11 protein-coding genes are annotated in these 13,080 nt (G+C 63.6%); 5 read left to right on the top strand and 6 right to left on the bottom strand.

Annotated elements, in window-relative coordinates; genetic code table 11:
- The first annotated feature begins 57 nt into the window (after window positions 1–57).
- Window positions 58–837, top strand: a complete 780-nt coding sequence (locus tag SKP52_RS10020; protein ID WP_039574483.1) for a SapC family protein — start codon at window positions 58–60, stop codon at window positions 835–837.
- An 84-nt stretch (window positions 838–921) separates the two neighbouring features.
- Here the strand turns inward: SKP52_RS10020 and SKP52_RS10025 are convergent, their stop codons facing one another.
- Complete coding sequence (locus SKP52_RS10025; RefSeq protein ID WP_052208068.1) at window positions 922–1,134, bottom strand: DUF1674 domain-containing protein; 213 nt, start codon at window positions 1,132–1,134, stop codon at window positions 922–924.
- A gap of 53 nt (window positions 1,135–1,187) precedes the next feature.
- On the opposite strand from SKP52_RS10025, the gene SKP52_RS10030 reads away from it, so the two are divergent.
- Entirely contained in the window at window positions 1,188–2,483 is a 1,296-nt protein-coding gene (locus tag SKP52_RS10030; RefSeq protein ID WP_039574484.1) for an RsmB/NOP family class I SAM-dependent RNA methyltransferase, read from the top strand.
- 51 nt (window positions 2,484–2,534) lie between these two features.
- Here SKP52_RS10030 and SKP52_RS10035 read toward each other — a convergent pair whose 3' ends face one another.
- Both SKP52_RS10035 and SKP52_RS10040 read right to left on the bottom strand, forming a co-directional pair.
- Window positions 2,535–3,545: a glycosyltransferase gene (locus tag SKP52_RS10035; RefSeq protein ID WP_039574485.1), complete on the bottom strand. Its 1,011-nt coding sequence runs from the start codon at window positions 3,543–3,545 to the stop codon at window positions 2,535–2,537.
- Window positions 3,546–3,637: 92 nt separating this feature from the next.
- Window positions 3,638–5,374, bottom strand: a complete 1,737-nt coding sequence (locus SKP52_RS10040; protein WP_039574488.1) for a DUF885 domain-containing protein — start codon at window positions 5,372–5,374, stop codon at window positions 3,638–3,640.
- A gap of 128 nt (window positions 5,375–5,502) precedes the next feature.
- Between SKP52_RS10040 and SKP52_RS10045 the strand changes: the two genes are divergently transcribed.
- From SKP52_RS10045 to SKP52_RS10055, 3 genes are read left to right on the top strand one after another with little or no spacing between them, the layout of a single operon-like run.
- Window positions 5,503–6,816, top strand: coding sequence for an MFS transporter (locus SKP52_RS10045; protein ID WP_039574490.1), 1,314 nt, complete (start codon window positions 5,503–5,505; stop codon window positions 6,814–6,816).
- Window positions 6,813–7,733, top strand: a complete 921-nt coding sequence (gene cysK / locus SKP52_RS10050; protein WP_039574492.1) for a cysteine synthase A — start codon at window positions 6,813–6,815, stop codon at window positions 7,731–7,733. Before SKP52_RS10045 ends, cysK begins: the two co-directional genes overlap by 4 nt.
- A 9-nt stretch (window positions 7,734–7,742) precedes the next feature.
- On the top strand, window positions 7,743–8,900 hold the full coding sequence (locus SKP52_RS10055; RefSeq protein ID WP_052208070.1) for a cell wall hydrolase: 1,158 nt from the start codon (window positions 7,743–7,745) through the stop codon (window positions 8,898–8,900).
- A gap of 305 nt (window positions 8,901–9,205) precedes the next feature.
- Here the strand turns inward: SKP52_RS10055 and SKP52_RS10060 are convergent, their stop codons facing one another.
- The 3 genes from SKP52_RS10060 to cysN all read right to left on the bottom strand — a co-directional run bounded on the left by SKP52_RS10060 (window position 9,206) and on the right by cysN (window position 13,079).
- Window positions 9,206–10,345, bottom strand: coding sequence for a zinc-binding dehydrogenase (locus tag SKP52_RS10060; RefSeq protein WP_039574494.1), 1,140 nt, complete (start codon window positions 10,343–10,345; stop codon window positions 9,206–9,208).
- Between the two features lie 78 nt (window positions 10,346–10,423).
- Window positions 10,424–11,173, bottom strand: coding sequence for a 3'(2'),5'-bisphosphate nucleotidase CysQ (locus tag SKP52_RS10065; RefSeq protein ID WP_039574496.1), 750 nt, complete (start codon window positions 11,171–11,173; stop codon window positions 10,424–10,426).
- 4 nt (window positions 11,174–11,177) lie between these two features.
- Complete coding sequence (gene cysN, locus SKP52_RS10070; RefSeq protein WP_039574498.1) at window positions 11,178–13,079, bottom strand: sulfate adenylyltransferase subunit CysN; 1,902 nt, start codon at window positions 13,077–13,079, stop codon at window positions 11,178–11,180.
- Window position 13,080: the final 1 nt, after the last annotated feature.

The following is a 13,080-nucleotide window of genomic DNA, read 5'->3' on the forward strand; positions in this document are numbered from 1 at the left end:
CAATAAGGCGCTGTATCTTTTTCGTCCCGCGTGCGGGACCCTGACCGGAGTTCAAACATGGCCACTGCGCCCGCGCCTGCCAATCTGCCGCTGTTCTACAAGGACCTTGCCCCGCTTTCGAGCGTCGATCACGCTGATTTCCACGCGCGCCCGCTCGACAGCGCCGAATTCCTGGTCGGTCAGCACGCCATCCCGCTGACCTCGGACGAATTCGTGTCGGCCTGCCGTTTCTTCCCGATCATCTTTTCGGCTGGCGAAAATCCGGTTCCGCTGGCACTGATGGGCCTCAACGAAGGCATCAACACGTTCGTCGACGACGAAGGCAAGCTGATCAATCCGGTTTACGTCCCGGCCTATATCCGCCGCTACCCCTTCCTCCTCGCCCGGCTCCAGCCCGATTCGGAAGATTTGTCGCTCTGCTTTGACCCGACCTCGGGTGCGATCGGCAAATTCGACGAGGGCGATGCGCTGTTCGTCGAAGGCCAGCCGTCCGAACAGGTTCAGGCGGTGCTCGAATTCTGCAAGAATTTCGAAGAAGCCGGTCAGCGCACTGGCATGTTCATGGACGAGCTGAAGAAGGCCGATCTGCTGATGGACGGCGAAGTCGCCATCCAGCAAGAAGGCAATGACAAGCCATTCATCTATCGCGGTTTCCAGATGGTGGACGAGAACAAGCTGCGTGAACTTCGCGGCGACGTGCTGCGCAAGCTGATGCAGAACGGCATCCTTGGCCTGATCTTCGCACATCTTTTCTCGCTTCAGCTGATGCGCGAAGTGTTCGCCGAGCAGGTTAAGAGCGGCAAAATGCCCCTCACCCCCGAGCTGCCGACCGCCTGAGGCAACAGAAGGGCCGTCCCTGCATTCGCAGGGACGGCCCTCTGACAATATCCAAATATTGGCTCGCGCAGGGCCGCTAGCCCATCAAAAATCGACCGCGACGCCCTTCAGCTCCCAATCGCCATAGCGCACCGGGTTGCGCCCGCCGGGTTGATCCTCGGCCTTGTCCTCGTGGATGGGCGCCGGCACGGGCACGGCGCTTTTCGTCCAACCCGCGGGAGCTTTCACATGCGCGGGGCGCTTTACAGCGCGCGGCGTTCCGCCGATGGTCCCATTCTGGCAGCTGTCGATCGTCATGCCCGCATCTATAGGATTTTTCATGCGTCACGCCAACCACGCCGTTGCCCGTCATGGCTGATCGCCGTCCGCGCCGTCGTTCCACGGGCGAAGCCGATCCGCCCGGCACGGCCACGCGCCGCGCGGCGCTTCGGCTGCTCGACGCAGTTCTGCGGCGTGGCGATCCCTTGGACGTCGCAATGCATGCCGCCACCCAGGGCCTCACCGGCGCCGACCGCGCATTTGCAGTGGCGATCGTTTCCGAAACGCTGCGCTGGATGGTAGACCTTGATGCGTTGATTGACGGAGCAACGGCCCAGATTCTTCCTGACGATGTGAAATCGCGCGCGGTGCTGCGGATCGCGCTCGCCCAGTTGCTGGTTCTCAAAAGCCCTGGCCATGCGGTTGTTTCGACCGCCTTGCCCCTCGTCGATGGTGGGCCGCGACGGCTGGTCCACGCCATCCTGTCGCGCGCGCAGCAGGACGAATGGCAACTGCCCGACCGCGCCACGCTTCCCCTTCCCACCGCCGAACGCTTGGCCGAGCAATGGAGCCTGCCGACGGTCGAAGCCGCCGAAGCCGCTTGGAGCGCGCCGCCGCCGATCGATCTCAGCTTCACCGCCGAACCGGGCGCCGAGGAATGGCCCGATGCCGTTTCGCTTGCACCGCGTCATCGCCGCCTGCCGCGTGGTCAAGCGGTCGAGGCGATGCCAGGCTTTAAAGAAGGCGGCTGGTGGGTGCAGGATCTGGCGGCAAGCCTCCCCGCGCGCCTGCTCGGCGCCGGCGAAGGGCGGACCGTGCTCGACCTCTGCGCCGCCCCCGGCGGTAAGACGATGCAGCTCGCTGCCGCCGGATGGAACGTCGTCGCGGTCGACTCCAGCGCGAAACGTCTCGAACGGCTGCACGCGAACATGGAACGCACCGGCCTTTCAGCGGATATCGTCCAAGGCGACATCCGTTCGTGGGCGCCCGACGATCAGGCCGACGCGGTACTGCTGGACGCACCCTGCTCGGCCACCGGCATATTCCGCCGCCATCCCGACGTGCTTCACCGCATCGAGCCTCGCCAGATTGCCGAAATGGCCGCGCTCCAGACCGAGCTGCTCGCGCGCGCGTCGCGCTGGGTCAAACCGGGCGGGACGCTGGTCTATGCGACCTGTTCGCTCGAACAGGCCGAGGGCGAGGATCAGATCTCGGTCTTTCTCGAACGACACGACGATTGGGTCATAGATCCCGCGCGCACAGAAGAATTGCCCGCGGCGATCGCTCCGGACGAAAATGGGTTTATTCGCACGCTGCCCGATATGCTCGCCGCTGATGGCGGTCTCGATGGCTTTTTCGTCGCGCGATTGCGTGCGCCCTCTGGCTGAACGACGAACAGGAAATGCGTATGATGATCACGGACAGCCCTCTTTCCGGGGCTATCCATCGAGGCCCCGCTTCGCGAGCCTGCCCATCGCCAGAGCCTTTGCCAGACGCAACGCGCGCCCGGGCTTTCCTTCGGCGAGGCATCGCGCCACCGCCCGTTTATCGCCGCCCTTGATGCCGCGTGCGATCGCCGCGCAATAGCCGGCGAACTCCACGTCGGTCATGCTGCCGACCGCATAGCGGCGCGCACGCAACATCTCGGACTCCACGATCGCGGCAACGCCAGGCCGCCCCAGCACCCTGTCGAGGTCGGAAAGCGCCGGCAGCACGTCGGCGTCCGCAAAGGGGTCGAGCCGCCCCGCCCGCCGCTCGCGATGCGCGAGCCGCGCATAGGCCGCCTGGCGGGTCTGCACGCCGTGATTGAGCACGCTCATCTGCCCCGGCGATCGACGGTAGAGCAGCAGGACATCGGGCAGATTGTCGATTTGGGCGATTTCGGACAAGCGCAGGAAAAGATCGTAATCCTCGCAATAGCGAAACGCCGCGCGATATAGCCCGGCATCGCGCAGCGCCTGGGTACGGAACATCGCGGTCGGGTTGGCGATCGGCTGCCGTTGTTCGAGTTCGGCATGGACAAGCGCGGTTCCAACCGGCATCGCCGAGCCACTCGACAGCCTTCGCCCGGCCTCGTCGATCTCTTCGAACTGTGTGCCGAGCGCACCTAGCTGCGGATCGGCCTCCATGCGTTCGAGCTGGCGGGCGAAACGGTCGGGCATGGCGATGTCATCGGCGTCCATTCGCGCGACGAAGGGGGTATCGATCAGCGCAAGCATCCGGTTGAGGCTGGCAACAATGCCGCGATTGTCCTGCGGGATCAGATATATTCGCGAATCTCGCGCGGCTTTTTCGGCGATGAGGTCGCCCGACCCGTCGCTGGATCCGTCATCGACGACGTAAAAAACGAAATCGCCGAATGTTTGCGACAATATCGAGTCTATCGCAGCGCCAACGACCGACCGGCTATTGTAGACCGGCATGATGACACTTAGCCGCGATGCGGACATGGGTTCGCTTTCGGACGCGCCCAGTGACCGGGCGAAACTCAACAGGCGCCGTAGAAGCGCGTCCGTGCGTCGTCAACTTATCGGTGGCTGGCTCAGAAGACCGCCTTTGGCGCATCTTCCTTCATCATTGCCGCGCGCACCATCGGGATCGGCGGACCGCCGTACGACAGGAACTCGTCGTGGAACGCCTTCCATTTCGTCTTGTCGCCCGCCCCCCCGTTTTTGGCTGTCCAATCCTCGCGCAGCTTGCGGATCATCAGCTTGCCCATCGTGTAGTTGAGATAGGCCGGGTCATAAGTGCCGCGCGCCGCCTGTTGGCGCGCATTGCCTTCATCCTGATAGCATTGCTCCTTGAACAGCTTTTCGCTGTCCGCGACGGTCATGCCCTTGGTGTGCAGTCCGATGGCCGAGAGGTAGCGGCAGTCGCGCAGCAGCGCGTTCGAGAGCTGGCCAATATGCGTCTCGGGGTCGCCCTCGCCCAGCCCGGCATCCCACATCATCTCCTCGGCATAATGAGCCCAGCCTTCGGCGAACGCATAGCCGACGAACAGCTTGCCAAAGATGCTTTCCGCGCGGTTCGAATGAAGGAAGTTGAGGAAATGTCCCGGCCATACTTCGTGGACCGAGGTGAACATCAGGTCCTTCTTCCCCGGAATGAATGCGTCCTGTGTCGCCTTGTCCCATGCCGGATCGGGCGGCGAGATATAATAGACCGACGGCAGGCCTTTTTCATACGGACCAGGAATGTCGATATAGGCGCTGTTCTGCCGGTTGTACGGCGGCGATTCCTCGACCTGCGCCTGTTCGGTGCCAGGGATCGTCACGATATCCTTTTCGATCAGGAAAGCGCGGAGCGTCGGCAATTGGCGTCGCGCTTCGGCGACCGGGCCATCGGCGGGCTTGTCCGAATTCATCTTCTTCATGCAGTCGGCGATCGTCATGCCTGCGGCATAAGTGGCGCAAGCCGCCTTCAACGCATCCTGATTGCGCTTGAGATCGGCCTGCCCGATCCGCTCGAGTTCGTCGAGCGGCGTATCGACGCCCTCATTGGTCAGGATCATCTTCGAGAATTTCGCGGCGCCGAGCGCGTAACCGTCAGGCGTACCCGGCTGCGATCCGACATATTTGGCGAGATCGGTCATCGCCGCGCCGGCCTTCGCCGCCGCTTCGTCGAACTGCTTCTGCAGCGCCGCGTCCTTGACTTCGGCGAAGGCCGCCTTGGCGTCGCCCTTGTAATAGTCGGCGAAGCCCCCGAAGCCGGCGGTACCATATTTGACGAAGGTCGCGGGCAGCGGAAGCTTGAGATTAGCCTTGATCTGTGCCGCGGCGGCAGGGACCTTTTCGGCGTAGGCAATGAACGCCTTCATCCGCGTCGTTGCATCGGCATAGGGCCGCGCGATATAGACATTGGGGTCGAGCGCCCCCGTGTAGAAGGCCGGGTTCTTCTGCGCGAAGTCGGTATCGCGAAGGAAGAAGAGCTGGCCCTGCGCGACGTGGACCAGATAGTCACGCTCGAACTTTTCGGCAGGGCTCATCTCGCCGTCGAACGCCTTGGCGTCGGCGATGGCTTTTTCGAGGTAGGCGGCCTGCTTTTCTAACCCCTCGGGCGACCAGTCGGGCAATTGCCCGTCGAACTCATGCTTGCCCTGATAAACCGCGAAATTGGGATTGAGCGGGAAATAACCTTTCAGGAAATTATCGCGGAATTCGGTCCAGTTCTTTGCGCTCGGGGCGGTCGCCGACTTGTTGTCCGAGGCGTTGCACGCGGTGAGAACCAGCAGCGTCGCAGCCATTGCCGCACCGCCGAAACGGGCCAATTTGCTCTTCATTCGATAATCTCCCTGACTCCTGTGCCGGCGCTTCTGCCAGCGGCGCCGATCAATGACATCCGATAATCGACGAACGGCAAAGCTATGCTATCTGGACAGCGACGAAAAGCGGGCTAGGGCGGTGATCAATGGCGACGATCCCACCACCCGAAGGCGAAGATCCGGTCGTACCGGAATCGACGCCCAAAGCCCCCTCCCCGCTCAGCTTTCCCGACTTTCGCTATTTCTGGCTCGCGCGCTTTACCGCAGTGATGGCGACGATCGCGATGGTCGTGGTGATCGGTTATCAGCTCTATGATACCGCGCGCACCGACTATGGCATGTCGATCAAGGAGGCATCGTTCCAGCTCGGACTGCTCGGCCTCTTCCAGTTCGTTCCGCTCGCCATCCTGACCCCCGTTGCGGGCTGGGCGGCCGATCGGTTCGAGAGGCGCAGCGTCGCGATTTTCTCGAACCTGATCGATCTGCTCATTGCCGCCACGCTCGGTTGGTTCACATGGCACGACCAGTTGACGCTGCCGTTGCTGTTCACCCTCGCCGCGCTCCACGGCGTCGCACGCGTTTTTTCCGGCCCGGCGATGAGCGCCATCGCGCCCAATATCGTTCCCCCCGCCGTCCTGCCGCGTGCGATCGCGATGAGCAGCATCGCCTGGCAGTCGGCGTCGGTCATCGGCCCCGCGGCGGGCGGCCTCATCTATGCCGCGCATCCGGGTGCGGTCTATGTCTTCTCGGTCATCCTCCTTGCCATATCGGCCTTCACCCTCAGCCGCGTGCGGCCGGTCCTGCCGCCACCCGCCGAAGTCCGCCGCCACCCGCTGCGCGAAATGGTCGACGGCCTGCGCTTCGTATGGGTCGAGCGCTTCCTGCTGGGGACGATCACGCTCGACCTGTTCGCCGTCCTGCTCGCGGGCGCGACCGCGATGTTCCCGGTGTTCGCCCGCGATATATTGCACGCCGGGCCCGAAGGCGCAGGGCTGATGCGCGCCGCCGTCGCCTTCGGATCGGTCGGCGTCGCTGTGGGTCTCGCCATCCGCCCGATCGAGCGCAACGTCGGGGTGAAGATGCTGTGGGCGGTCGCCGCGTTCGGCGCCGGAACAGTGATATTCGGGCTCTCCACCAATCTGCTCCTCTCGCTCGGCGTGCTCGTGATCATGGGCGCAGCGGATATGTTCTCGGTTTTCGTGCGCGGCACGCTGATCCAGCTCAACACCCCCGATCATATGCGCGGCCGCGTCAGCGCCGCCTCGGGGCTCGCGATTTCGGCGTCGAACGAATTGGGCGAGATGCGCGCCGGCGCAATGGCCGCAGCATTGGGGCCGGTGGGCGCGGTAGTGATCGGCGGCGCTGGCGCGATCGGCGTGACGGCGCTATGGGCTTGGCTGTTCCCCGAACTGCGCCGCGCGCGCACTTTTGAACCCCAATTCAAGGCAGGATCGTCATGAAAGCCAATTCCATCCTCGATACCATCGGCAACACGCCGCATATCCGCATGGCAAAGCTGTTTCCGGACGCCGAAGTCTGGGTGAAGTCGGAACGCAGCAATCCCGGCGGTTCGATCAAGGACCGCATCGGCCTTGCGATGATCGAAGCCGCCGAAAAGGACGGCAGCCTGAAACCCGGCGGCACGATCGTCGAACCGACGTCGGGCAACACCGGCATCGGCCTAGCGATGGCGGCCGCGGTCAAGGGCTACAAGCTCGTGCTCGTCATGCCCGAAAGCATGTCGGTCGAACGCCGCCGGTTGATGCTCGCCTATGGGGCGACCTTCGACCTGACCCCGCGCGAAAAGGGCATGAAGGGCGCGATCGAGCGCGCGATCGAGCTCGTCGAAACCACCCCCGGCGCGTGGATGCCGCAGCAATTCGAAAATGAAGCCAATATCGACGTCCACGTCCGCACCACCGGCCCCGAAATCCTCGCCGATTTCAAGGATACGCCGATCGACGTGCTGATCACCGGCGTCGGCACCGGCGGCCATATCACCGGCACCGCACAGTTCCTGAAGCAACATTGGCCGAACCTGAAGGTGTTCGCCGTCGAACCCGAAGCCTCGCCGGTCATTTCGGGCGGCCAGCCTGCGCCGCACCCGATCCAGGGCATCGGCGCCGGCTTCATCCCGCGGAACCTCCACACCGACCTGCTCGACGGCGTGATCAAGGTCGATGCCGCCGCCGCGAAGGATTACGCCCGCCGCGCCGCGACCGAGGAAGGCATGCTCGTCGGCATTTCGTCAGGCGCGACAATGGCGGCCATCGCGCAGAAGCTGGCAGAACTGCCCGCGGGGAGCCGCGTGCTGGGGTTCAATTACGACACCGGCGAACGCTATCTTTCGGTTCCCGATTTCCTCCCGGAGATCTGAGGCCGGATCGTGCTCCGCCATGGTGACCAGACGGCGCTGCCCGACGGGCGCGACTGGACGGGCTGGCTATTCGTCCTGCTCGTCGGCGCGGCGGTCATCACGGTACTTTATGCAAGCAATTTGACGAGCAGCAGCGGACCGCGCCACGCACATGCGCGCCCGGTCGCGCCGCCCGCCGACATCGTACCCGAGGTCGCGCCGATGGAACTCGCGCCGGTCACCGAAGACGACGCGCGCGCGCAAAACGCCGAAGTCGCGCTGATCACCAAGGGCTTCGTTGCGGCGCGGCCGTTCGTTTATTCAGGCGGCGGCGACGCGAAAGCCCGCGCCCGCGACTGCCTTGCGGCGGCCATGATTTACGAAGCGGGCGACGACGCCAAAGGACAGCAGGCCGTGGGTCAGGTCGTGATCAACCGCGCGCGGCATCCGGCGTTCCCCAAATCGATCTGCGGCGTCATATTCCAGGGATCGGAACGCACTACCGGCTGCCAGTTCACCTTCACCTGCGACGGGGCATTGAACCGGCGCTATTCGGACGCTGCATGGCAGCGCGCACGCAACAATGCCGACTTGATGCTGTCAGGTGGCACCTATCCGCCTGTCGGCCTCGCCACCCATTATCACACTGACTGGGTCCGACCCTATTGGAGCGACAGCCTCGAAAAGATCGCGATCGTCGATACGCATCTCTTCTTCCGCTGGCCGGGCTATTGGGGCACGCCGGGCGCGTTCCGCGGCGCGGTGTCGGGCAGCGACGGGCCCGTCGCCAAGCTGGCCGCAATCTCGCCGCTCCACGCGATCGCGCTGGGGCTGCCGGTCGATCTGGCGACAGGCGTCGATGCCAATGCAGCGGTCGGCGAAGCGCGCGTCGTCACCGGCGCAGGTGACAGTGTGGGCCGCGACACCATCTACACCCAGCTCGACCGCAAGGCCGCGCCCGAAAGCTTCGTCACCACCGCGCTGCGTCTTTGCGACGACAAGCCCTATTGCAAGTTCATGGGCTGGACCAACCCGGTGCTGAAACCCGACAGCGACGCGATGAGTGACACGCAGCGCGCTGCGATGACCTTCTCCTATCTCCGCGACGACAAGGCGGGGTTCGAAAAGGCGCTATGGAATTGCAGCGAATATAAGCGCGACGATGTGCGGCAGTGCATGAAACGATAGGACGGCCAGTGACGCCGTTGGCGGCTTTGGGAAGGTGAGCGGGCGTTAATCCTCCCTGTGGCGAAGCCATGGGGAGCGGGACCGCCGCAGGCGGTGGTGGAAGGACCGCGACCTCGCGCCATTAGCCCCTCCGTCAGCTCTTCGCGCTGCCACCTCCCCATGGCTTCGCAACAGGGAGGATATTATTGCTGGTCGTTAGCCGACATCGCTTGTTCCCCGAGACAGCCGGTGCCCAGAGTGCTCGATCCAAACCGTCGATCGGTACCGCTTTGGACCCCGGCTTTCGCCGGGGCACAGCTTAGCGATCAGCCATGCGGCTTGATCAGATATTTCTCGCCCGTCCGCTTCGCATTATACGCCTGGGCGGTATCGACATTCATCGCTTCGGTTAGCGAAACCTCATGGCTGTAGTGGCTCTTGAACGTCGTCGTCAGTTCGTCGACAACGCGTTTGCGCATACGGCCGACGGTTTCCATCCCGGCCTTCGCCATGAAGGGCGTCAGCAAGAAGCCCGATAGCGACCAGGTCAGGCCAAAGCTGCGCGCTGAGAAGGTCGTCGGCGACAGGTCGAGCGCGCCATAGATATAGACCTGTTTGAAGGTGTCCGAACCATAACGGCTGTAGGTCGTCATGCGTTTGACCGCGGCGGCTTCCATCGCGGTGAGGACTTGGCCCGCCAACTTGCCGCCGCCGGTTGCGTCGAAACCCAGCGTCGCGCCCGTTTCGACGATCGCTTCGACCAGCCGCTCCATGAAATCGTCGGCGCTGCTGTTGACGATATATTTCGCGCCGATCCCCTTCAGGATTTCGACCTGCGCGTCACTGCGTACGATGTTGACGAGCGGGATACCGTCCTTGGCGCAGATCTTGACGAGCATCTGGCCTAGGTTCGACGCCGCCGCAGTGTGGACGATCGCGCTGTGATTCTCCATCCGCATCGTCTCGGTGAATGCCAGCGACGTCAGCGGGTTGACGAAGCAGGAGGCACCATCGGCGGGATCGGTTCCGTCGGGCAGCGGCATCACCATCTGCACCGGCAGGCAGCGATATTCGGCGTACATTTCGCCGCCGAGCAGCGCGACGGTCTTGCCGATCAGCGCCTGTGCCTCGGGCGTGTCCCCCGCCGCGACGACGGTGCCGCAGCCTTCGTTGCCGATCGCGAGCGCGTCGCCAATGCGGCCGCCCATCGCGCGCATGCCTGCGGGCGGGACGTCGGCAGTGATCGACGGCTGGCCGTCCTTGGTCGATGCGCGCGCGGTCGACATGTCCGCGCCGCCGAACAAAAGGCCGAGGTCTGATGGGTTGATCGGCGCCGCGAGCACCTTCACGAGCACCTCATGCGGCTTCGGCGTTGGCATCGGACGGCGCTCCAGCGACACTTCGAGCTGCCCTTCGGGCTTCACAAGCGTCAGCATGGTGAGGTTGGTTTCAGGCAGGTCGGTCATCGCGCATCTCCCGTCGCATTTCGGTTTTTCGATGCAACGGATTAAGACGCGGCGGCGCCGCTGGCAATGCCCTGCCCGTCAGTCCGGCGAATATTGTCCGGCGAGGCGAAGCACCTCGTCGGCAAACTCTTTCCGGCAGATCAGCAGGTCGGGCAAATAGGTGTCGGGATTATTGTAACGGATTGGCGATCCGTCGACGCGGCTGACGTGCAGTCCCGCCGCCTGCGCCACCGCGACGGGCGCGCAATTGTCCCATTCATATTGCCCGCCGGTGTGGAGATAGATGTCGGCCTCGCCCCGCACGACAGCCATCGCCTTGGCGCCCGCCGAGCCCATGGCGACGAGTTCGGCGCCAAGTTTCTCGGCGACGAAAACCGCTTCGGCGGCAGGGCGCGTGCGGCTGACGAGCATGCGGAGCGGCTCGTTTGCCGGTTTAAGCGCGACCGGAGTGCCTGAGGTCAGCGTAACGCCGAGTGCGGGCAGCGCGACCGCGCCCACCGTAGCGACACCGTCAACGGCAAGCGCAACATGCACCGCCCAATCGCCGCGCCTCTCGCCATATTCGCGCGTTCCATCGAGCGGGTCGACGATCCAGACGCGCGACTGGCCGCAGCGGACAAGACTGTCCTTTTCCTCTTCGGAGAGCAGCGCGTCATCGGGCCGGGCAGCGCGAATTTCGCGGCACAACATGGCGTTGGCCTGCTGATCGCCAGCCAGCCCCAGTGCCTTGCCTTCGAGCTCGCCCTCGGCTCGGAGGTCGAGCAGGATCGCGCCCGCAGCGGCCGCGAGCCGTTCGGCCAGTTGTTCGTCCGTTTCCCCCGCGCCCAATGCCTTATCCCAACAAGCGATCGATGATCATGTCTGCTGCTTCTTCGGGCGTCATTGAGGTCGTGTCGATACGAATTTCGGGTTTTTCGGGCGCCTCATAGGGACTGTCGATGCCGGTGAAATTCTTGAGCTGCCCGGCGCGCGCCTTTTTGTAGAGGCCCTTGACGTCGCGCTTCTCCGCCTCGGCGAGCGGGGTGTCGATGAAGATTTCGAGGAACTCGCCCTCGGGCAGCATCCCGCGCACCATATCGCGTTCGACCTTGAACGGCGAGATGAAGGCGGTGATGACGATCAGCCCCGCATCGGTCATCAGCTTCGCGACTTCGCCGACGCGGCGAATATTCTCGATCCGGTCGGCCTCGGTAAAGCCGAGATCGCGATTCAGCCCGTGACGCACATTGTCGCCGTCGAGCAGGAAGCTGTGCCGGTTCATCCTGTGCAGCCGTTTCTCGACGAGATTGGCAATCGTCGATTTGCCCGATCCTGACAGGCCGGTGAACCAGAGCAAGGCTGGCTTCTGATTTTTCAAGTTTGCGCGCATATCGCGGCTGATGTCACTCGCCTGCCAATGGACATTCTGCGCGCGGCGCAGGCTGAAATGCAGCATCCCCGCCGCCACCGTCGCGTTGGAGATCTTGTCGATCAGGATGAAGCCACCCAGCGTGCGATTGTCGCCATAGGCCTCAAATACGATCGGCTTGTCGGTCGACAATTCGACGACGCCAATGCCGTTGAGTTCGAGCGTCTTTGCCGCGAGATGATCGAGCGTGTTGACGTTGATCTCATATTTCGGCGGCTGGATCGTTGCCGAGACCGTTTGCGTCGCGAGTTTGAGCCAATAGGCGCGGCCCGCGATCATCGCCTCGTCGGCCATCCAGACCAGCGTCGCCTCGAACTGGTCGGCTGCCTCGGGCGGGGCGTCGGCGGCGGCGATCACGTCGCCGCGCGAGCAGTCGACTTCGTCGGCGAGCGTTAGCGTGACCGACTGACCCGCGACGGCCTCCTCAAGATCGCCGTCGAGCGTAACGATGCGGTCGATGGTCGTCGTCTTGCCGCTCGGCAGGATACGCACGGCATCACCCGGCCTCACCTTGCCGCTCGCAAGCTGTCCCGAGAAGCCGCGGAAATCGAGGTTCGGGCGGTTGACCCATTGCACCGGCATGCGGAACGGCTTCGTTTCGTCGGCAGAGGCACCGATCTCGACATTTTCCAGATGCTCGATCAGGGCCGGTCCCTTGAACCAGGGCGTGTTGTCCGACAGCGCGGTGATGTTGTCGCCCTTGAAGCCCGAGATCGGGATTGCTGTGAAGTTCGTAATACCGATCTCGCTCGCGAACGCACGATATGCCAGCGTGATGCGGTCAAAGATGGCCTTGTCGTAACCGACGAGGTCCATTTTGTTCACCGCGAGCACGATGTGCTTGATACCGATTAGGTGCGCGAGGAAGCTGTGGCGGCGCGTCTGCGTGAGCACACCCTTGCGCGCATCGATCAGGATGACCGCAAGGTCAGCGGTCGAAGCGCCGGTGACCATATTGCGCGTATATTGCTCGTGCCCCGGGGTGTCGGCGACGATGAACTTGCGCTTTTCGGTCGTGAAAAAGCGGTAGGCGACGTCGATCGTGATCCCCTGCTCGCGTTCGGCAGCAAGGCCGTCGACCAGCAGCGCGAAGTCGATTTCCTGCCCCTGCGTACCGACGCGCTTGCTGTCGGCTTCGAGCGCGGCAAGCTGATCCTCGAAGATCATCTTCGAGTCATACAGCAGCCGCCCGATCAGCGTCGACTTGCCGTCGTCGACCGAGCCGCAGGTGATGAAGCGAAGCAGCGATTTCTGTTGATGCTGTTCGAGATAGGCGTCGATATCCTCGGCGATCAGCGCGTCGGTGACGTAAACAGGATCGGTCATC

Source organism: Sphingopyxis fribergensis, from assembly GCF_000803645.1.
GTDB classification, from domain to species: Bacteria; Pseudomonadota; Alphaproteobacteria; order Sphingomonadales; family Sphingomonadaceae; genus Sphingopyxis; species Sphingopyxis fribergensis.

What these genes read in the sequence shown, in the direction of transcription:
- SKP52_RS10035 (WP_039574485.1), bottom strand. Translation starts at nt 3,545, where the DNA reads ATGTCCGCATCGCGGCTAAGTGTCATCATGCCGGTCTACAATAGCCGG.
- SKP52_RS10030 (WP_039574484.1), top strand. Translation starts at nt 1,188, where the DNA reads ATGGCTGATCGCCGTCCGCGCCGTCGTTCCACGGGCGAAGCCGATCCG.
- SKP52_RS10045 (WP_039574490.1), top strand. Translation starts at nt 5,503, where the DNA reads ATGGCGACGATCCCACCACCCGAAGGCGAAGATCCGGTCGTACCGGAA.
- SKP52_RS10040 (WP_039574488.1), bottom strand. Translation starts at nt 5,374, where the DNA reads ATGAAGAGCAAATTGGCCCGTTTCGGCGGTGCGGCAATGGCTGCGACG.
- cysK (WP_039574492.1), top strand. Translation starts at nt 6,813, where the DNA reads ATGAAAGCCAATTCCATCCTCGATACCATCGGCAACACGCCGCATATC.
- SKP52_RS10025 (WP_052208068.1), bottom strand. Translation starts at nt 1,134, where the DNA reads ATGACGATCGACAGCTGCCAGAATGGGACCATCGGCGGAACGCCGCGC.
- SKP52_RS10020 (WP_039574483.1), top strand. Translation starts at nt 58, where the DNA reads ATGGCCACTGCGCCCGCGCCTGCCAATCTGCCGCTGTTCTACAAGGAC.
- cysN (WP_039574498.1), bottom strand. Translation starts at nt 13,079, where the DNA reads ATGACCGATCCTGTTTACGTCACCGACGCGCTGATCGCCGAGGATATC.
- SKP52_RS10060 (WP_039574494.1), bottom strand. Translation starts at nt 10,345, where the DNA reads ATGACCGACCTGCCTGAAACCAACCTCACCATGCTGACGCTTGTGAAG.